This is a genomic window from Wenzhouxiangella marina (assembly GCF_001187785.1).
In the GTDB taxonomy this organism is placed as follows: Bacteria; Pseudomonadota; Gammaproteobacteria; order Xanthomonadales; family Wenzhouxiangellaceae; genus Wenzhouxiangella; species Wenzhouxiangella marina.
Window position 1 is genome coordinate 3,447,408 of sequence record NZ_CP012154.1, and the last position, 17,943, is coordinate 3,465,350.

General features: G+C 64.3%; 19 protein-coding genes. 9 read left to right on the forward strand and 10 right to left on the reverse strand.

Translation table 11 applies throughout. The features are described 5' to 3' along the window. Window positions 1-188: 188 nt before the first annotated feature. A complete protein-coding gene (locus WM2015_RS14450) occupies window positions 189-749 on the reverse strand; it encodes a DUF6933 domain-containing protein (RefSeq protein ID WP_049726724.1) in 561 nt (186 codons plus the stop codon). Window positions 750-884: 135 nt separating this feature from the next. On the opposite strand from WM2015_RS14450, the gene WM2015_RS14455 reads away from it, so the two are divergent. Both WM2015_RS14455 and WM2015_RS14460 read left to right on the forward strand, forming a co-directional pair. Then, window positions 885-1,172, forward strand: a complete 288-nt coding sequence (locus WM2015_RS14455; RefSeq protein ID WP_049726725.1) for a 3'-5' exonuclease — start codon at window positions 885-887, stop codon at window positions 1,170-1,172. A gap of 310 nt (window positions 1,173-1,482) precedes the next feature. Beyond that, a complete protein-coding gene (locus WM2015_RS14460) occupies window positions 1,483-1,872 on the forward strand; it encodes an exonuclease domain-containing protein (protein WP_483855393.1) in 390 nt (129 codons plus the stop codon). A gap of 118 nt (window positions 1,873-1,990) precedes the next feature. Here the strand turns inward: WM2015_RS14460 and WM2015_RS14465 are convergent, their stop codons facing one another. Further along, on the reverse strand, window positions 1,991-3,094 hold the full coding sequence (locus WM2015_RS14465; RefSeq protein ID WP_049726727.1) for a DUF2855 family protein: 1,104 nt from the start codon (window positions 3,092-3,094) through the stop codon (window positions 1,991-1,993). Window positions 3,095-3,220: 126 nt separating this feature from the next. On the opposite strand from WM2015_RS14465, the gene WM2015_RS14470 reads away from it, so the two are divergent. Next, complete coding sequence (locus tag WM2015_RS14470; RefSeq protein WP_049726728.1) at window positions 3,221-3,847, forward strand: zinc metalloprotease; 627 nt, start codon at window positions 3,221-3,223, stop codon at window positions 3,845-3,847. A 43-nt stretch (window positions 3,848-3,890) separates the two neighbouring features. Here WM2015_RS14470 and WM2015_RS14475 read toward each other — a convergent pair whose 3' ends face one another. Continuing rightward, window positions 3,891-4,190 (reverse strand): type II toxin-antitoxin system RelE/ParE family toxin, encoded by a 300-nt coding sequence (locus WM2015_RS14475; RefSeq protein ID WP_049726729.1) that lies wholly within the window; start codon window positions 4,188-4,190, stop codon window positions 3,891-3,893. A gap of 4 nt (window positions 4,191-4,194) precedes the next feature. Beyond that, window positions 4,195-4,434 carry a type II toxin-antitoxin system ParD family antitoxin gene (locus WM2015_RS14480; protein WP_049727110.1) on the reverse strand — a complete coding sequence of 80 codons (240 nt, stop codon included), beginning with the start codon at window positions 4,432-4,434 and terminating at the stop codon, window positions 4,195-4,197. A 147-nt stretch (window positions 4,435-4,581) separates the two neighbouring features. Between WM2015_RS14480 and WM2015_RS14485 the strand changes: the two genes are divergently transcribed. From WM2015_RS14485 to WM2015_RS14490, 3 genes are all read left to right on the forward strand, one after another. Then, the gene (locus WM2015_RS14485; protein ID WP_049726730.1) at window positions 4,582-5,163 is read left to right on the forward strand and encodes a class I SAM-dependent methyltransferase; all 582 of its coding nucleotides are present in this window, start codon (window positions 4,582-4,584) and stop codon (window positions 5,161-5,163) included. Window positions 5,164-5,452: 289 nt separating this feature from the next. Further along, window positions 5,453-6,082 (forward strand): hypothetical protein, encoded by a 630-nt coding sequence (locus WM2015_RS15965; RefSeq protein WP_156201258.1) that lies wholly within the window; start codon window positions 5,453-5,455, stop codon window positions 6,080-6,082. Window positions 6,083-6,179: 97 nt separating this feature from the next. Further along, window positions 6,180-7,100, forward strand: a complete 921-nt coding sequence (locus tag WM2015_RS14490; RefSeq protein WP_169751199.1) for a CPBP family intramembrane glutamic endopeptidase — start codon at window positions 6,180-6,182, stop codon at window positions 7,098-7,100. Here the strand turns inward: WM2015_RS14490 and WM2015_RS14495 are convergent, their stop codons facing one another. Continuing rightward, the gene (locus WM2015_RS14495) at window positions 7,101-7,961 is read right to left on the reverse strand and encodes a PA4780 family RIO1-like protein kinase (RefSeq protein WP_049727111.1); all 861 of its coding nucleotides are present in this window, start codon (window positions 7,959-7,961) and stop codon (window positions 7,101-7,103) included. A 79-nt stretch (window positions 7,962-8,040) separates the two neighbouring features. After that, a complete protein-coding gene (locus WM2015_RS14500; RefSeq protein WP_156201260.1) occupies window positions 8,041-8,517 on the reverse strand; it encodes a hypothetical protein in 477 nt (158 codons plus the stop codon). Window positions 8,518-8,536: 19 nt separating this feature from the next. Between WM2015_RS14500 and WM2015_RS14505 the strand changes: the two genes are divergently transcribed. After that, window positions 8,537-9,598, forward strand: a complete 1,062-nt coding sequence (locus WM2015_RS14505; protein WP_049726733.1) for an SMP-30/gluconolactonase/LRE family protein — start codon at window positions 8,537-8,539, stop codon at window positions 9,596-9,598. 209 nt (window positions 9,599-9,807) lie between these two features. Further along, window positions 9,808-10,392 carry a hypothetical protein gene (locus WM2015_RS16160; protein WP_156201262.1) on the forward strand — a complete coding sequence of 195 codons (585 nt, stop codon included), beginning with the start codon at window positions 9,808-9,810 and terminating at the stop codon, window positions 10,390-10,392. Between the two features lie 198 nt (window positions 10,393-10,590). Here WM2015_RS16160 and WM2015_RS14515 read toward each other — a convergent pair whose 3' ends face one another. From WM2015_RS14515 to WM2015_RS14525, 3 genes are all read right to left on the reverse strand, one after another. After that, entirely contained in the window at window positions 10,591-12,003 is a 1,413-nt protein-coding gene (locus WM2015_RS14515; RefSeq protein ID WP_049726735.1) for an alpha/beta fold hydrolase, read from the reverse strand. A 148-nt stretch (window positions 12,004-12,151) separates the two neighbouring features. Then, window positions 12,152-12,817 carry an energy-coupling factor ABC transporter permease gene (locus WM2015_RS14520; protein WP_049726736.1) on the reverse strand — a complete coding sequence of 222 codons (666 nt, stop codon included), beginning with the start codon at window positions 12,815-12,817 and terminating at the stop codon, window positions 12,152-12,154. Between the two features lie 127 nt (window positions 12,818-12,944). Then, window positions 12,945-13,433, reverse strand: a complete 489-nt coding sequence (locus tag WM2015_RS14525) for a BLUF domain-containing protein (protein WP_049726737.1) — start codon at window positions 13,431-13,433, stop codon at window positions 12,945-12,947. Between the two features lie 134 nt (window positions 13,434-13,567). Between WM2015_RS14525 and WM2015_RS14530 the strand changes: the two genes are divergently transcribed. After that, entirely contained in the window at window positions 13,568-14,098 is a 531-nt protein-coding gene (locus WM2015_RS14530; protein WP_049726738.1) for a hypothetical protein, read from the forward strand. A gap of 148 nt (window positions 14,099-14,246) precedes the next feature. Here WM2015_RS14530 and WM2015_RS14535 read toward each other — a convergent pair whose 3' ends face one another. Continuing rightward, window positions 14,247-17,858 carry a beta strand repeat-containing protein gene (locus WM2015_RS14535; protein ID WP_049726739.1) on the reverse strand — a complete coding sequence of 1,204 codons (3,612 nt, stop codon included), beginning with the start codon at window positions 17,856-17,858 and terminating at the stop codon, window positions 14,247-14,249. Between the last annotated feature and the right edge of the window lie 85 nt (window positions 17,859-17,943).

Consider the following 17,943-nt stretch of genomic DNA (forward strand, 5'->3'; position numbering starts at 1 on the left):
ACATGTGAATAGATACTGAATAGATAATAGGAGCCTTCGATCCCGTAGACAAGGCCCAGGTACGCTCAACCGACGGCCTGCCCACCTTGGAGCCATGAGCAGCGGCTGTCCCATGAGCGACCGTAGCGCGAGGAACGGGGATGACACAGCGTCCCCGGCCTCCAGAAACAGGACAGAGGTGCAGCGCCCTAGTGTCCCTGATCGAGAAGAAAGTCCCGCATCGCCTGCTTCGGCCAGAGGCACTCCTTGCCGCCCTTGACCATGCAGGGCCGGTCGGCCAGCCAGGCGCCCTGGCGGTAGCCGGTCAGCTCGTTGACCGGAGTACGGTCGTCATCGAACAGGTAGTCCAGGTCCTGCCCCATCTGGTTCATCGTGCCCTGCACGGAACGGTCGCAGACGCTGTCGCACACCAGCGGTGCCAGGGCCGCCTGCGCGCGATCCATGAGTTCATTGTCGGCGCCGGTCTTGAGCAGGGTGTTCATGAAGCTGGTCGAGAAGTGGTAATCCAGCGCAGCAAAAACCGCTTTCAGTACGGCCGGAACAAACACCGGAAAGCGGGTTGCATCGTGCACGAACAGCAGGCACTGGCGCCGCTGGATCAACAAGCGCTTCGCGTGCCAGCCGCTCAAGCGGGTTTCAAGATCATCGTCGTTGGCGGCGACGCGGCTGTGGCGCGGGGTTCGGATCCGCCCGTTGGCCTGCAGGGGCAGGCGCTTCAGCAGATCTTTCGTGCAATGAAGTCGGATCATTCGCCGTGTCCGCCCGAGTGTCGATGACGAGAGCCCCCAGACTAATCCAGTTGGCCGGGCTTTCGGAAGACGGCGGACAAGCGGATCCGATAAGCTTCGGGGCATACCGCAAGCAAGGATCGTCACGGGCAGGCCATGATCAGGAATCAGTACTCGGTCATCGATTTCGAAACCACCGGCCTCTCGCCGGCCTGTGGCGCTCGCCCGACGGAGATCGCGGTGGTGCGGATCCGTGGTGGCGAGATCGTGGATCGCTACCAGAGCCTGATGAACCCCGGCGTGCCGATCCCCTATGACATCCAGGCCTTTACCGGGATCACCGATGCAATGGTGCGGCGGGCACCACCCGTCGAGGCGGTGATGGCCCAGGCGGTCGACTTCGTCGGTGGCGATCCGATCGTGGCGCACAAAGGGAACCTCTGAACAATTATCCTCGGAGCGCGTTTCTGTCGGAAAAGCCGCAGATCGTGTGTTGCGACACGAGTGACAGTAGCCTTAGCTACGGCCGAGTGGCGCGACGCGCGAGATGCGGCCTTTCCGGCGAAACCCGGTAGGGACAGGCCTTTGCGGGGCCTCCGCCTCGTTTGGGCTCGCTTATTTGGAATGACCAAACCGCACGCGCTGATCGTTTCGTCACCAGGCGCTTCTTGCCTTCGGCAAACCGCACCTGGCACGAAACGGCGCTCGCCCAAGCCAAGCCGGAGACTCCCGCAAAGACCTGTCGCGCCCGAGCATAATTGTTCAGAGGTTCCCTAGCTTCGATCGGAAATTCTGGGAGCAGGAGTCGAGGTCCCGGGTCGGCGGCGAGTCGAGCTTGTTCCTGTGCTCCTTGCTACTCGCGCGTCGGCTGTTCCCCGACGCACCCAACCACAAGCTCGCCACCCTGGTCCGCACCCTTGGCCTGCCCAGCAGCGGGCGCTATCACCGCGCCCTGGCCGATGCGGAATGCACGGCGCATCTGTTCATTCGGCTGCAGGAGGAGATCGGGTACCGCTTCCAGATGGAGGCGCCCGACTGTGGCCTGTTGTTGAAACTGCAGAAGGCCAATCGGCGTCAGCTGGAGCGCTGCGTGGAGCGGCATTTGGGGGAGATTGGGACGGTGCAGACTGCGACAGGGAGCTGAGTCGCTGGATCCCGGCTCAAGGCCGGGATGACGGGAGGGGTTTCTGGGTGCTGGGCGCCGTAGTCCTGAATCAAGTGCAGTCCGGCTTGCTCAAGTGCGGGATGACGAAACGCTTCGCTTAGTCTGCTTTTAGCCGAATCACATGCCCGATCGCCGGATCGGTTCGGCCGTCGAGCATTTCCGTCAGAACCTCACGTGCCGCTTCGAAGCCCTGCTGCTCGCGGATTTCGATCAGCCGATGCTTCATGACGTGCTGGAAGAAGGCGGCGACGGCTTCACCCACTCGGCGATTGAACTCTTCCGGGCCCCATTCCTTTTGGCGACGGGCGACCCAGACCGGGGCAAAGAAGAAGACGGGTCGGGCGCCGGGCAGGTCCTCATCGGGCTGCGGGGGTTCGTGCGTGTGGGCGGCGCCCAGGGCCGCGTCGTGGACCAGCTGCTCGCCGAAGTGCTGGTGGACGCGGCGCTGGACTTCCGTGTTGCCGGCTACGTCCACGTACACGGTCGGGCGATCGGGATCGAGCTGCTCCAGGTCGTCGTAGGCCAGCACCTTGGAATACAGCCCCAGGCCCTCGACGAAGTCGCGGTGGCCGGCTGAGGTCAGGCCGATCAGTTCGATGTCTTCGCTCTGCATGCGAAGGCTGAATGCTTCTGAATACCCCGTGCGGCTCGAAGCGCTGGAGATGACCACTTGTTTGGCGCCGAAGAAATTCTCGTCGGCCAGGAAATCCGACAGGCCGAAGGCGGTGACGAACAGGGGCCGGAAGATGGCGTGGAGGGACTCGGCGGCTTCACTCTGAAAGGGGTCGTTGTCGCTGCGCTGGTACCAGTTGTAGACCTCGGGCAGGTCCGCTCGATGGGCGGACTCGTCGCGGAAGCTGCGCGCGCCGGTCTTGCCGGGCTTCACGACCAGGTGCGTGGCCGAGGGGAAGTAGCCGAAGTAGCGCTGGCCCACCTCGATGCCCTCGACCTCCGAGTCCACCACGTTCGCATAGCCCCAGACGGGCAGCAGGCCCTGGCCGTCGATGCCGGTCGGGAAGAAGTCCCAGTAGCGCAAGGCTTCGCCGAAGGCCGCGTAGGTGACGTTGTTGACGGTGAGCGAAAAGCGGTCGAGCGCGAGGACCACCTCGCCGTCCTTCGCGCTCGGTGCCGGCGTCGAGTCGACGTGCATGTCCTCGAAGCGCTGGCGGTTCATCAGCAGGCGGGTCTGGGTCTCGGTCATGGGGCTGGCTCGCGATTCTGGTGTCTCGGCATCCTAACCGACGTCAGACAGCACGCTGTCCTTTCTCGTCTTCTGAGAAGCACTCCGTTCACACTTGGCTTCGCTTTGCAAGACGTAGCCGCCGTCATGCCACAACACGGACCCAGAACCTGGATCACCCTCACCGCCTGGCACGAGGCGGGGCATGCCCTGGCGGCCATGCGGGAAGGACGCTGCGTGGTCGGCGCCAGTGTCTCCTTCGAACGACCGGGATTCGGTACGACGCGGATGGTGACCCAGGACCGACCCAATCACTTCAATCCGATGGCCAGCCCGGGCAACGCCCGCGCCTCCTGGGAAGACAGCCTGGCGCGCTACCTCTCCGAGCTGCGCATCCTGCTGGCCGGCCCTCTGGCCGAGGCCAAGGCCGTCGGCAAACCCCTGCGCAGCATGGGCGGCACCAGCGATCTGAATCGCTGCGATCGACTGGCTGAACGCCTGCAGGTGCTGCGCGAATTCGTCGAGGCCCAGGGCGTGGCCTGCGGCCCGGACATCCCGGCCCGCTTCAATCACGAGCGCGACCGCGTCCGCCGCTGGCTGGGGCGGCGCGAGATCTGGAACACCATCGAACGCATCGCCGCCCAGCTGATGGACACGCAACGCGTGAGCGCGCAGGACGTGTTCGGCCACTATCTGGCCGCTCGGGGCGAGCGGCAGCACAGCCTGCCCCTGACCTGGCAGGTAGGGAGTCGGGCCTGGGACGGGATGCCGTGATCCGATCGAAGTCGAGCTGAAAGCTCTGTCGCCTGAGCTCGGACTACTCTGCGGTCTGCGGATCGGCCCAGTCTTCGTGCCCGTGGCGGACTCGGATGATCAGAATTTCACCGTCATCCTCGATCAGATAAATCACCAGATGAGACTGCAGCGGGTGAATCCGAACGGGCGGTGTCAACTCGGTTCGCTGCCACGCGGCATGGGGATTGGCGGCCAGGAATTCGAAGGTACGCTGCAACAGCGCATGGTAGGCATCTGCCTGCTCGGGGCCGAAGCGCTCGGCGCCGAAGGCGTAGATATTCAGAACGTCATCGGCCGCTTTACGCGTCAGCCGGTAGGCCATGGAATCAGGACTGCGCTTGCTTTCGGGCAGCTTGCAGCAGATCGGACATAGTCATTTCACTGGGTCCGCTCTCTACGCCTTCTTTCACCAGGGCCTGCAGATCGGCAATTTTCGCCTGCCGCTCCTGATCTCGGCGGATCAGGTCGCGGACGTAGTCACTGGAGTTGCCAAAGCGCCCCGTCTTGCGCTGGTCTTCCACCCAGCGCTTCATTTCTTCGGGGATGGATACGTTCATCGTCGCCAAGTGCTGCTCCTTCCTGGATGACCCTATCCGGATGATCGCCCCAATGGCAAAGTTTGTCAAAAATGATTCTGAGCGGCGCTGACTGGTTCCAGAAAGGGAAAGCGCAGCAGCGCTATCATCAAATAACCATCGCCACCTGCAGGTCCCATGCGAGGCATCGAACAGATCCCCTGGCTCTATGACGCCCTGATGCGACTGGCGCCCGGCATCGAGCGCTGGCGCGGTCAGCTTGTGGCCGAGGCCCGTGGGCGGGTGCTGGAGGTCGGTTGCGGCACGGGGCGCGGCCTGCCGGACTACGCCAAGGACGTCGAGCTGTTCGCCTTCGACATCAATTTCGAATCCCTGTACCGGGCGCAGCGCAGACGCGAGGGCGCGCGCATCGTCTGCGCCTCGGCCGAGGCCATTCCCTTTGCCGATCACAGCTTCGACTGCGTCGTGTCCTCGCTGGTGTTCTGCAGCGTGCCGGACGCGGATCGGGGTCTTGCGGAGATCAGGCGTGTGCTCAAGCCCGATGGGCGGCTGCTGATGCTCGAGCATGTGCAGGCGCGCTCGAGGTTCTGGGCCTGGCTGCTGGATCGGATCCAGCCGACCTGGACCCGGGTGAGCGGGGGCTGTCATCCGAATCGGGACACGGTGGCCGCGGTGCAGCAAGCGGGGTTCATGATCGAGGAGGGGTCGTTTCGGGAGCGGGGGTTGATGCGGTGGTTTGTGGCAAGGATTGGGGATTAAGGGTTTTGTTGTGAGTGGGGTTGGTGATGACTTGGGGTTTTTTGTTCTGATCGGGCTTCTAAGCCGCTAGGTCCTACTGAATCAAGTTCAGCACAGGCTTGATCGGGTCCGGGATGACGGATGGTGTAGGGAATGCGGGGGTGGTTGGGGTTCGGTTGGTGCGCTCTCCGGTGTCCGGAAAAACTCTCTCGATCTTGTAGGAAATCTTAGTATTTTGCTTTTTGGCTATTGACTTAGATTTTTTTGTGTGTAGTTTCTTTAGGCGGGGAGGACACATAACGGGAGTTTGATGATGAAATTACCAAGATTACTTTTTGTTCTGATCGTCGGGATGTCGGGCATGGGAGCGGCATTCGGGGATGAAGTCTCCATCGACGTGGTCCCGACGAACAGTTGGGGCGAGTTCCAGGAGGGGTTCATAAACCTGCAGTATTGGGACGGAAGCGCTCAGAGCATTCCATATTCCGGTTACTTCAACACGGCAACCAATACGGGGGACTTCTACAGCGCCGAAACCAGCAACTTTCCGACCGTCGCGACTTCGTTCACCGCCAGACCGCTGAGCGGCGGGGGTGAATGTGATCCGATCACCGGGATCTGCTATGACCCACAAGGCGGGAACCAGACACAAGGCCTTCCTCTTTTGGTCGCTTCATGTCTTATCAACGCGATGGCACTGAAGACCGCCTGTGACATGGCTTGTGGAAGCCGAGGGGCACGAGTCAACTCTGTCGGAGAGTACTGCGGCCTTCCTCATACCTGCATTTGCAACCCACCTCGCCCCAGTGTTCCACCGACGCCGCCCACCCCTCCTCCGCAGGTGCCCGGCAGCTGCCTTGGCGGCTGGATGGCTTGTACGCCCTGGACGAACGTAGGGTCCTTCGCGATCCCTGACCAGTGGCTGATCACTGGCAATTGAAGTATCGGGCCCGCCCAGGCGGGCCCGTCTTTTCTGCTGATCATTCAATGCCCGATCGATGATGAGGAAATTAGCGCCAATTCAACTCGCACGAGACTTGAGCCTGTTCGGGTTCTTTTTGTTTGCAGTCAACATGACGGGCTTGATTTCCTCGACCCTGATGGATGTCTCGCAAACAGTCCAACTGAGCACGCAACCCGTACTTGGGTCAGAACAGTTCACCGAGGAGCATTGGATCCAGGCGCTACTGACCATCGATGGCGTGATCGGCGTGGAGGCAATCGATAGCGGCATGGAGATAAACGATGAGCCGTTCTGTACTGCCAGAGCTTCGCACTATCGGGTTTCCACGCTTGGGACCCTGCTGGAGCAGGCACCACGAATCGACCGAATCGGAGAACATTCGGAGGCACAAGGGCGCTACATCTGCAGGCTGGGGATCGCAACCCACTTCATTTCGCGCGAAACCTCCGGACAGATCCTGCTCTTGGGCGCAGTCCCTGCGCTATTGATATTAGCGCTAGCACTCGGCCTGTCTCGCGTGAATCGCCGCATCAATAAACTCTTGTTCGATTGGGAGACTCGCCTTGGCACCGCTCGCGCAATCGGGCTTGGTGTTCTTACCGGATTGCTGACCTTCATCCCGATCACCGCGTTGCTGAACTCGGGCTGGCTCGATCTCGACGAAGGGTTGTTCGCCGGCATCGAGCAGCTGAACCTGTGGCTCTATGCTTTCGTCGTCGGCCTGGCCGCACCCGTGGTCGAGGAGTATCTGTTCCGTGCCTTGCTGCAGGAGCGGCTCAGCCGCCACCTCGGTGACATCGCCGGGTGGTTGCTCGCCTCGACGGTCTTCGCCATCGCACACTTTCCCGCGGACCTGACGACCGGGGTGATCCTGGGCATCACCGGCCTGGTGTTCGGCTGGCTGTGGATGCGCACGCGTTCCTACCTGGCTTGTGTACTGGCACACTCGGCGTACAACCTGGCAGGCGTCGCGCTGTTTGCCTTGGCGGGGTAATCACCCGCCCAGATCGTCGGGCGCCTCATCGGCAGCCATGCGCTCGCGCTCTTCTTCGCGGGCGGCGTCGATGATGGCCATCAGGTGTTCCAGGTTGACGTCGGTTTCCTCGGGCTCGCAGCGGCCGGTGAGCTCGCTGTCGGGGCGCAGGCGGCCGGCGGCGTAAAGGGCCCAGATTTCCTTGCCGTATTCCGTCTCCAGCAGGGCGGGCTCGTAGCGGCCGAAGTGGTGGCGCAGGCGGTCGACGTCGCGGATCAGCAGCATGGCGGCGGAGTTGTTGGCTGCGGCATTGACGGCCTGGGGCAGGTCGATCACCACCGGGCCCTGCGCGTCGACGAGGATATTGAATTCCGACAGGTCACCATGGATCAGGCCTGCCAGGAGCATGCGGACGACCTCGCCGAGCAGGCGTTGGTGGTAGTCGCGGGCCGTGGCCGCGTCGAGCTCGACGTCATCAAGGCGCGGTGCGACGCTGCCGTCCTCGGCCGTGATCAGCTCCATCAGCAACACGCCGTCGATGAAGGTGTGCGGCTGGGGCACGCGCACGCCGGCGGCGGAGAGCTTGTAGAGTGCATCGACCTCGGCGCTGACCCAGAGCTCTTCCTGCTCCCGCTGGCCGAACTTCGAGCGCTTCGACAGGGCCCGGGCGCGGCGGCTGTTTCGCACCTTGCGGCCTTCCTGGTACATCACGTCCTGCTTGAAGCTGCGGTGCCGGGCTTCCTTGAAGATCTTGGCGCAGCGCCTGTCCTCGCCACAGCGGACAACGAAGACGTCAGCCTCCTTGCCGCTTTTCAGTGGGCGGAGGACCTCGTCGATCAGGCCGTCTTCGACCAGCGAGCGCAGCCGCGCAGGGGTTTTCATTCCATGAGCCAGAAAGATAAAGCGGGCGGCATTGTAGCGCGCCGCCGCCGCCGGGGCCTGGCCCCGCGCGTTCAAGGGTTCAGGAATTCCAGCTGTGAAATTCCGAGTCGATGCCGTTGGCCTCGAGCCATTCCTGGAAGCTGGCGTGGGAGTCGAAGCGTTCCTTGATGAGTCCGAGCAGCACGCGGGGGACGTCGGCCTTGTCGATGCGGCGCCAGTATTCGTACTCCGGCTTGCCCCAGAACTTCTTCGGCGTCTCTCCCAGGTCGCGGCCGGCGATGAGGAGGTCACCCTTCCTTTCCAGAGTGACGGTTTCGGTGCTGGTGTCGGTGTCCGTGCGGCGATCGAAGAGGGTGATTTCCTTGACGCCCCGAGGCGGGGCAGTGGGTTCGGGCTGATCGGTCATCTGGGCTTCCTGTGAGGTCGCGATTGCTCGCCGCCGATTATGAAGGCAAGGGTGGGATAGCGCATTGGGGTTCAGGCCATCCTTGGCGTCGGTTGCCGCTGAAGACCGTCGGGCGGCATACTCGGAGCGCTCGGCATCGGCCGGGCTCAATCCATCCAGGGGTCTCCACATGTCTCGATTCGTTTTGCTGGCATCCGCATTCTGGTTCATCACCCTGCCGGCCTTCGGCAGCGAAGACGATTGCAGCGCGGTCGGTGACATCGACTTCGTCTGCGGTCCGGTCAATGCCGAAGACCTGGTGCATGTGCCGGACTCGCGCTGGATCATCGCCAGCCGCGCGATTCCGAACGGCAGCCTCGCCCTGATCGATACGGAAACGCGGTCCTGGGGCGTGGCCGATCTCCTGGCACCCGCGCTGGATGCGGAACGCTACCCCGACTGCACCGAGCCACCGATTGCCGAAGCCTTCGCCAGCCATGGCCTGAGCCTGCGCCGCCTGGACGACGGCACCCTGACGCTCGCGGTGGTCGGCCATGGCGCTCGCGAATCCATCGAGATCTACGCGGTCGATCTGTCCGCAGCCAAGCCGATGCTGGAATGGCGGGGCTGCATCCTGACGCCCGGCGCCCTGGCCGCCAACAGCGTCAGCCTGGCCAGCGACGGTTCCCTGCTCGCCACCATTCCCCTGGACGCCGGTCGGACCATCCCCGAGGCCATCACCGGCGCCGCCACCGGTGCCGTCTACGCCTGGGCGCCGGGCGATGCCGGCATGACCCGCCTGGAAGGCACCGAGCTGCCCTACCCCAACGGCATCGAAATCGCCGAGGATGGCCAGCATTTCTACGTCGTGACTTCGGGCGGCGGGCAATTCATCGAGTTCGCCAACACGCGACCGGTGGCGGAGCGGCGGCGCTCGGACCGACTGGACTTCGTGCCCGACAATCTGCGACGGGCGCCCGATGGCCGGATGCTGACGGCCGGGCTGGTCGCGTCCGACGAGGTCTGCGGCGACGTCTGGGATGGCGAGGTCTTCGATCTGGCCGCCTTCGCCGCCTGCCCCCGGCCCTTCGTCGTCCGCGCCATCGATCCCGAGACCTTCGACGGCGAGGACCTGCTGCGCGGCCCCCGCATCGAGACCTTCAGCAATCTGACGATCGGTATCGTCATCGGTGAATCGATCTGGATGGGGACCTTCGCGGGAGATCGCGTCGCCTTGTTCGAGATGGACTGAATTGCTAGCCCCGATGCATTCGCCGAAGCCCGAGTCCGGCTGCTAGAATCCGTCACGGCGTTGGGTGTGGGGGGCTGGAGCTGACCGGTAGGCAGCGGTCTTCCCCGCACTCTCGTTTCCATCGACACCGATCTCCGGCGAGCGCTTCCGAAGCGCCGCGCCGGCGGCCCGTGTCCGATAACTTCGAACACAAAGGGAGACCCATTCCAATGAACCGTTCTACTTTCCGACTCGGCCTGATGGCCCTGCTGATCTTTCTGGGCACGGGCTGCGCCCACCAGGTGGCGTTCCAGGACGTGGACTACGCGGTCGATGAAGACCTGCGCAGCGAACCGCTGGTGACCGTCATCAGCGAGGCCGAGCGCACGCGCGTGGTGCCGGTGCGCTCCTTCATGACCGGGATCGCGCACTCCTGGGAGGCCGAGCCGGGCGTGATGCTGGTGCAGGTGGCCGAGATCGAACTGCCGCAGATGTTCGAGCGCCACCGCCTGGCCCACGCCGCGTCCACCGACGGCGGCCTGCTGCATCTGCACCTGTCGGTGCCGCGCTACCTGTTCGAGGACTTCAAGGCCAAGCTGACCATGCACGCCCGTCTGGTCGACGAGAACGGCAACACCCTGCTCGACGAGCTCTACGAAGCCGAGGGCCCGGGTCGCGGTGGACGGATGTTCTTCGGTGGCGCCTTCGCGATGAAGTCGGCCATGCGGACCTCCTCGCTCGAGGCCTTCAAGATCGCCTTTGAATCGCTCAGAGCCGACCTTGGCGAAGCCCTGGATGCTCGCGACGAGGGTTGATGAGGGTCGACACTGAGACCCCAGCTTCGAGCTTGACTAGCCGCGTAGAACTCCGTCGCCCCGGGCGTAGACCCGGGGCCCAGTGGCTTTGATCGGGCACTTCAGCCGCTAGGTCCCGGCTCTTCGGCCGGGATGACGGCATCGCTTCGCAATACCGCCAGATGACGGATGGTGTAGGTGGTTTTGTGCGAGAGGGTGCTACTGCCCCATCCTTTCCAGCCACTCCAGCATCACCTGGGCGGCGCGCTCGTCGTAGCGTTTGCCCGGGTTGATGGCGCTGTGGCTGCCGTCGGCCATGGCGGCCATCAGTTCCTCGCGGCTGTCGTAGACGACGAAGCCGTGCTCGGCGCCTTCGAGAATGACCGCTTCGGCGATGCGCCCGCCCCCGGTACTGGCCGCCTCGACCAGGGCGTCGGTCCAGCTCGAATCGATCGCCTGGATGTCCAGTGATCCGTGCATGGCCAGGGCATGGCTGTCGATGCTGGCCCAGGCCTCGGCGAGGTCGTAGCGGTTCAGGCCGCGGAAGAAGCGGTAGTTGCGACCGAACACGCGATCGCCTTGGATCGGCAGCAGGCCGGACTCGATGCCCGCCTGGAGTTCGGGGTCGGCCATGATGTCGTCCCAGGAACGGTCCGTGGTCAGCCAGGCGTCGATCAGGGGCTGGATGGTATCGCGGTTGGCCAGGGCCTCTTCTTCGCTGGTGCCGTAGAGCAAAGCCTGCTTGCCGAACAGATCCAGCATGTAATCGCGCCAGGACTTGATGCCGGCTCCGTAGACCATGATCGAGGCCACCGACTGCTCCGTGGCCAGCAAGGGGCCCTGGATGCCGCCGAGGGAATGGCCGAAGATGTGCACCTGCTCAGCGTCGACAAAGGGCAGTTCGCGCAGGGTCTTCAGGCCATCGCGGAAGCCGGCCAGCTCGGACTCGAAGTCGATGTCCGCGCAGTTCTCGCCCTGGCTGTCTCCGACGCCAGGCTTTTCCTGCTTGTAGACCACGTAACCGGCCTCGGCCAGGGTGACGAGGATCTGGTGCATGGTCAGCTCGGGAACCGCCGCGTAGTCGACGGAGCTGCAGGTGTAACCCTGGATGTAATAGACGACGGGCTGCGGCGTCTCGGCCGTGGCGCCCGGCGGGCGGTAGACGATGCTGCGCAGCCGGTTGGGGCCGGAATCGACGACGCCGTAGATGACCTCGTAGGCCTCGCTCGTCTCGCGCGGCCGGCCCTGCAGGGGACCGGTCAACTGGAATGGATCGGCCTCGCCGCGAAATACCGTGACGGTGATGTCCTGGCCGACCTCGAGCCCGCCGATGGTCTGAACGAGATCCTGAAAGTCGTCGATCAGCTCGCCGTTGACCGCGTAGATACGGTCCCCGGACTGCAGACCCAGGGCCGCACCGGTGCCACCGGGCAGGACCTGTCCCAGCACCGCCGGCGGCGGGCTGCCCGGCTCCGCACCCTCGGCCGGCGGCGCTGGCGCCACGCCCATGAAGGGCCGGGGCGGGAGACCGGTCTCCGCCTGCGCATCGCGGCCGAGCAGGCAGGAGCCCAGGGCCAGCAGCGCCAGGGGGATCAGGAAGAAGGGCTTGGGTTTCTGACGAAAGGTGTCCATGGGCTCGGCTCGTTGGTCCTGACGGGGGCGATGATCCAGCAGGCTAGCAGTGGGCCAGGTCCGGGGCTTGTGCCACAGGTCATGGGGCACGGGGACCCGCGACACCGACCCCGGGATGACGGATGGTGTAGCGGGGATCTGGGGGTATCTATTTGCCTTCGATGTAGTCCCGGTCATCGAAGGATCGGACCCACTCCGGCTTGAACGCGGTCAGCATGGTCATGATGGCGCCGTTGATGAAGCCTTCGGGCAGCATGGCGACGGGGATGAAGACAAGGTAGTCGTAGCTGATCCGGCTCCACGGATACACGCCGAGCAGCCAGAGCAGAAGGGCTCCAGTGAGCATGGTCGCGACGATGACGATCATCGAGGTGAAGTGTGCGGCCACGATCACGTAGACGAAGTAATGCTTCGGGAACCAGAAATACACCAGAGCGTGCAGCCGATCGGCGAGTAACACGGGCAGAGCCACGGTGATCAGTCCGTTGACCCCCAGAGCCCACCAGTCGTAAACGCCGGCCGCCGTCAGCAGACCCAGTGCCAGTGCGCCGCCGACCATCGACAGACGCCAGCCGAACACCAGCACCATGGCGCTCAGGCCCAGAAAGTGCAGCTGCAGGCCCGCCACCGCCTCGGCCTTCAGCCACCACAAGCCGGTCAGCAATCCGATCGCCAGCACGTAGACCCATTCGAGACGATTGACCAGCAGCAGCTGCCAACCCGAACCCCAGACCTGCCAGGCGAACAAACCGAGAAACACGACCAGCGCGGGAACCATCAGCCAGAAAGGGAGCAGATCGGCGGGAATGTTCATTGAACGATCGAGCGTCCGGGGAAACTGAACCGAAGTGTATCGGCCCCATGTGCAGAGCAGTTGAGCTGGCTCAAAGGAGCCCGAACACCCAGATTTCTGCTACACCATCCGTCATCCCGCTACACGTTCAATCCCGATGCACGCCCATCAGCGCGGCGGGATCGCTGGGGCGGTCGAAGGCCAGGTCGATGAAGTCGGCCAGGGCTTCGGGGGTGAAGGTGTAGGGGTCGAAGGTGCTCAGGCCGTGGCGGGTCTGGATGGCCTGCAGTTCCTTGTGTGAGCCGACGTAGCGCATGCTGCCCGGAGGGAATCGCTGGGACTGGATGGCTTCCCGGTGGATGACTTCGACGCGCTGGTGGCGGTCGTCCTGCTCCAGGTGCTCGAGGTACCAGGCCAGGTGCTCCACCGGGCCTTCCAGGCACTGCAGGTAGTAACGGTTGCCGGCGTGGAAGATGCCGCCGATGGATTCGTGATGGGCGGTGCGGGGTGCCGGGTAGAGAATGCGCGCCACTTCGACTTCCGAGCCCCTGGGGTCGGCCCAGCTGGAGAAATTGGCCTCGGAACAGCAGGCGACACGTAGCAGGGTGTCGGGCGGGAAGGTCTCGATCAGGTTCATGAGCGCGCTCCGTTGGCCGTTTCGACCAGTATGCGCCCTCGCCCGCGCTGCAGGAATTGATCGAACGCAAAAGCTCTGGCAGGCAGCGCTGCAGAATTTCGTAACTGCAGTCAACAAGCCTGGAGGAGAGCACGATGCGAAATGAAATTCTCGGCCTGCTCGGCCTGACCCTGGTGGCCTGCGGCGCGTCCGACGGAGAGTCCAGCAGCGCGGCGAGCGGCGGCAGCCAGCTGGCCGATGGCGGTTCCTTCACCGTCAGCGACACCCTGGGTGGCGGCTTCGACAGCAGCTCACCGCGGGCTCGGGCCCGCTTCGTCAGCGGCGACCTGATCGAGCTGCGCGGCGGCAACCACATGGTTCGCGCCCAGGTCAGCGGCATGCCCGACAGCGGCCCCGGCGAATCCACCGATTTCATCCGCAACAACACCATGTACTCGACGGAGATCGAGATCGATGGGCAGATGCTGCGGGTGGGCTGCCGCCCCGGCGACCCGATCGAAGGCCGCTTTCAGCGCAGTGCGTTCAGCGACAGCCATATGAGCGGCGAACTCGAGTTCGTCCTGGTCAGCTGCGACAACTTCGTCAGCGGCGAGCCGGTCGAGGTGCCCGGCCTGCCGATGACCGTCTCGGCCAGCTTCGAAGACCTGCCGATCGCCAGTCCCTGATGGGCCATGCGACCCATTCGGTAACGCTCGGAGCCACTGGTCCGACTCCGGACAGAACGAGGAGAACCAGAAAAAACCGGCGGGGAGACCCGCCGGTTTTCCTTTGCCCGGAGGCCGCCGGCTCGAGTGCGCCGGCGGCTGAAGCCGCTCAAGCGAAAAGTCGGCGCTGGCCGATCACCAGCATCAGACCCATCAGCAGCATCAGCGTGAGCAGACCCCAGTTCGACAGGGTCGGCACCGGGAAGGCCATCACGCTCAGCCCCGCCGTGGCATCGGAGCTCGGGGAGCTTCCCAGATCCGAATTCAAGGTCGAGCTCAGGGTGTAAGCACCACTCGCTGCGGTGACCTGGACGCTGATGCTGCAGCTGTCATTGGCCGGCACGCTGCCACCGCTGTAGCTCAGCGTGTCGCCCACGACGCTGACCGTCCCACCCGTGCAGGTATCGACCGGAGCGACCGGCTCGACGAACCAGAGGCCCGGCGGCAGGGTCACGCTGAAGGCCAGGCCGGTGGCGGCGATCGGCGTCGAGCCGTTGTCGATCGTGAAGGTGACCGTCGACGGTTCGCTCGGCGCGATGGTGGTCGGGTTGAAGCCGATCGTGAACTGCGGCGGCGTGCCCAGGATCATCAGGCTGGCGCTCGCCGGACCGCTGTTGCCCAGGCTGGAGGTCAGATCGCCGGTGAGGTTGGTGATGTCACCCGGCAGATTGCTGACCACGCTCACCGAGATCGTGCAGCTGCCCGAGGCCGGCACCGAACCACCCGAGAGGGTCACCGTGCCGTTGCCCGGCCCCGCGTCGAAGATGCCGCCGCAGGTGTTGCTGACATTGGCCGGATTGGCCACGACCAGGCCGGCCGGCATCGGGTCGGTGAACGTCGCGTTGCTGGCCGGCGCGGCATTGGCCGAATTGTCCAGGGTGAAGATCAGGTTGACTGGCGCACCCACCGGCGTCATCGGGGCGCCGAAGGCCTTGTGAAACACCGGCACATCACCGATGACCGTCAGCGTGGCTTGCGCCGAGGAGTTCGTCCCGAAGCTGGTCGTCAGCGTGCTCGTGGTGTTGGTGTAGACCCCGGGGATGGCGCTGACCAGATCGACTTCGACCGTGCAGCTGCCGTTGGCCGGGATCGTGCCACCACTCAAGCTGACCGTGCCCGCGGCCGCCGTCAGCGTACCGCCACAGGTATTGCTGGCGTTGGGCACCGCCGCCACTGCCAGATTCGCCGGCAAGGCGTTGCCGAAGGCCGCGTCCAGTGCCGGGGCGGCATTGGTCGTATTGTCCAGGGTCAGGGTCATCGTCGAGGGCACACCCACCGGCGTGCTGACCGGCGTGAAGACCATGGTCAGGGACGGCACGTCCGCGCCGACGATCAGCTGCGCCGTGGCCGGTGCGCTGGTGCCCATATTGGACGTCAGGTTGCCGGTGATGTTGTCGAAGATGCCGGGCTGGTCGCTGACCACATCGACGGAGATGACACAGAAATCCGACGCCGGGACTTCGCCGCCGGTCAGTTCGATCGTCCCACTTCCCGGGTTGGCCACCAGGGTCGATGCGATGCAGCTGTTGGTCGCATTGGCCGGGTTGGCCACGACCAGACCTGCCGGCATCACGTCGGTGAAGGCCAGACTCAGGGCCTGGGCCGCATTGGGGTTGTCGATCGTGAAACTCAGGGTGGCCGGCACGCCGACATCGGTGCCGACGGGGGCGAAGGACTTGCTGAAGTCCAGCGGCACGGAATCGACGACCAGGGTGTCCGTGGCCGGACCCGAGTTGCCCAGGCTGCTGGTCAGGTCACCGGACGTGTTCAGATAGTTGCCCGGTTCCTGGACCACCACATCGACCGAGACGCTGCAGACCGTGCCAAGGTCGACGCTGCCGCCGGTATAGCTGATCGAGGACGAGCCGGCCGCTGCCGTGATCGAGCCGCCGAGGCAGGTGGTCGATGCATTGGCAGGCGTGGCCACGACCATGCCGGCGGGCAACGGATCGGTGAAGTCCAGGGCCGTCACGCTCACGACGTTGTCCAGATTGTCGATCGTGAAGCTCAGGGTCGAGGGCACGCCCACCTGGGTCGGGTTGGGCCCGAAGGCCTTGGTGAAGATCGGCAGATCGGTCACGATCAGGGTGGCCTCGGCCGGGCCGCTGTTGCCCGCCGACGAGGTGGCATCGCCACTGATGTTGACCAGGCCGCCGGGCAGCGAAGTCACGACATCGACGGTGACCGTGCAGCTGGTGCCGGCCGGAACGGTGCCACCGGTGTAGATAATGACCGCGGCTCCGTCGGAGGCCGTGAGCGTGCCACCGGCGCAGTCGGTGCTGGCGTTGGACGGCGTGGCCACGTTCATGCCCGCCGGCAGGTTGTCGATGAAATCGACCCCCATCGAGTCCAGAGTGCCGTTGTTGTTGTTCAGGAAGAAGGTCAGGGTCGAGCTGTCACCCAGGGCCACGAGACTCGGCGCGAAGGCCTTGCTGAACTTCAGCGAGGGGCCGACCACGATGTCATCGAGGCTGATGCCATCGGTGTTGATCGGGAAGTTATCGGTCTGGGAAAAGCGGAGCTGCGCCTGGTCGGTGAGCGTCTGGGTGTTGGCGGTCAGGAAGGCCGTCAGTTCGATGCCGTTGACATTGGTCCAGGCGCCGTTGTTGGAATTGGCCGCGAAGTCGTAGATCTCGATCCAGGGGTCGAGGGGCGAACCGCGCAGCTCGACGATGTCCTGGAAATCGCCCTCATCGCCGTGGTCGTACCAGTTGAAGTCCAGGAAGATTTCCTGACCGGCCGGAATCGAGGTGGCATCGAAGCTCAGGATCGTGTGGTTCAGACCACCAGCGCCCGGGTTATCCATGGACAGGATGCGCTGGCCGTCCGGGTCGAAATCCGTCCGCAGGGTGATGCGCCCACCGGCAGAACTCTGGAGGTAGCTGAAGCCCGGGACCTCGGGCAACAAGCTGTCCTGCTGATAGCTCGCAACCGTGCGGCCTTCGAAGTCTTCCTTGACCGGGCTGGTCCGCCAGGCGTCCGAGATGAAGGTATCGTTGGCCAGGTTGGAACTCGGCGTGGTCGCTTCGAAGGCGAAGGCGCTGTCCGCGCTCAGATCGAAGGCATTGGCGGTGGTGTAGATCAACGTGGTGTTGGCGGGCACCAGGGCGATCGTTTCGGACACGGTCACGGTGCCGCTGTTGGTGCCGGTCACGCTGATCTCGATGGGCGCGTTGACGGCATCCGTGGCGCTCAGGTTCTGAACCGCGATGTCCAGGGTGCTGGCCGCGGTCAGGCTGGGCGCATAGATGCCGGTCACGGAGAGGTTCTGGTCGATGACCGCCACCAGGGTGGCCGAGGCCGTGCCGCTGTTGCCGAAGCTGCTGGTCAGATCACCCGAGGTGGTCGGGTAGCTGCCGATGGCATTGACGACCACCGCCACGCTGACGGTACAGCTGGCGCTCGCGGGGATTTCCCCGCCCGTATAGGAGAAGGTATCGGTGGCGGCGACGGCCGTCAGCGTTCCGCCGATGCAGGTGGTCGCTTCACTGGGCGTCGGCGCGATGGTCATGCCGGGCGGGAAGACTTCGGTGAAATCCACCGCCGTCGCGGCTGCACCATTGGCCGAGTTGTCGAGCGTGTAGACCAGCGTCGACTGGCCCGACACGGTGATCGTCGGCGGCGTGAAGCCCTTGCTGAACACCGGCGGCGTCTGCGCCAGCACGGGCACGGCCAGGCTGGCCGCAGCGATGGCGACCAGCGCCAGGATCCATCGAAACATCTTGAGCTCCCAAAAAAAGTCTAACGATTGGGGGGTCTAGCGATTTCGATCGGAAAATTGTGCCACGCGGTCGACGGGGCATAAT

What these genes read in the sequence shown, in the direction of transcription:
- WM2015_RS14515 (WP_049726735.1), bottom strand. Translation starts at nt 12,003, where the DNA reads ATGGACACCTTTCGTCAGAAACCCAAGCCCTTCTTCCTGATCCCCCTG.
- WM2015_RS14485 (WP_049726730.1), top strand. Translation starts at nt 4,582, where the DNA reads ATGCGAGGCATCGAACAGATCCCCTGGCTCTATGACGCCCTGATGCGA.
- WM2015_RS14470 (WP_049726728.1), top strand. Translation starts at nt 3,221, where the DNA reads ATGCCACAACACGGACCCAGAACCTGGATCACCCTCACCGCCTGGCAC.
- WM2015_RS14505 (WP_049726733.1), top strand. Translation starts at nt 8,537, where the DNA reads ATGTCTCGATTCGTTTTGCTGGCATCCGCATTCTGGTTCATCACCCTG.
- WM2015_RS14465 (WP_049726727.1), bottom strand. Translation starts at nt 3,094, where the DNA reads ATGACCGAGACCCAGACCCGCCTGCTGATGAACCGCCAGCGCTTCGAG.
- WM2015_RS14520 (WP_049726736.1), bottom strand. Translation starts at nt 12,817, where the DNA reads ATGAACATTCCCGCCGATCTGCTCCCTTTCTGGCTGATGGTTCCCGCG.
- WM2015_RS15965 (WP_156201258.1), top strand. Translation starts at nt 5,453, where the DNA reads ATGATGAAATTACCAAGATTACTTTTTGTTCTGATCGTCGGGATGTCG.
- WM2015_RS14475 (WP_049726729.1), bottom strand. Translation starts at nt 4,190, where the DNA reads ATGGCCTACCGGCTGACGCGTAAAGCGGCCGATGACGTTCTGAATATC.
- WM2015_RS14530 (WP_049726738.1), top strand. Translation starts at nt 13,568, where the DNA reads ATGCGAAATGAAATTCTCGGCCTGCTCGGCCTGACCCTGGTGGCCTGC.
- WM2015_RS14450 (WP_049726724.1), bottom strand. Translation starts at nt 749, where the DNA reads ATGATCCGACTTCATTGCACGAAAGATCTGCTGAAGCGCCTGCCCCTG.
- WM2015_RS14495 (WP_049727111.1), bottom strand. Translation starts at nt 7,961, where the DNA reads ATGAAAACCCCTGCGCGGCTGCGCTCGCTGGTCGAAGACGGCCTGATC.
- WM2015_RS14525 (WP_049726737.1), bottom strand. Translation starts at nt 13,433, where the DNA reads ATGAACCTGATCGAGACCTTCCCGCCCGACACCCTGCTACGTGTCGCC.
- WM2015_RS14535 (WP_049726739.1), bottom strand. Translation starts at nt 17,858, where the DNA reads ATGTTTCGATGGATCCTGGCGCTGGTCGCCATCGCTGCGGCCAGCCTG.
- WM2015_RS14455 (WP_049726725.1), top strand. Translation starts at nt 885, where the DNA reads ATGATCAGGAATCAGTACTCGGTCATCGATTTCGAAACCACCGGCCTC.
- WM2015_RS16160 (WP_156201262.1), top strand. Translation starts at nt 9,808, where the DNA reads ATGAACCGTTCTACTTTCCGACTCGGCCTGATGGCCCTGCTGATCTTT.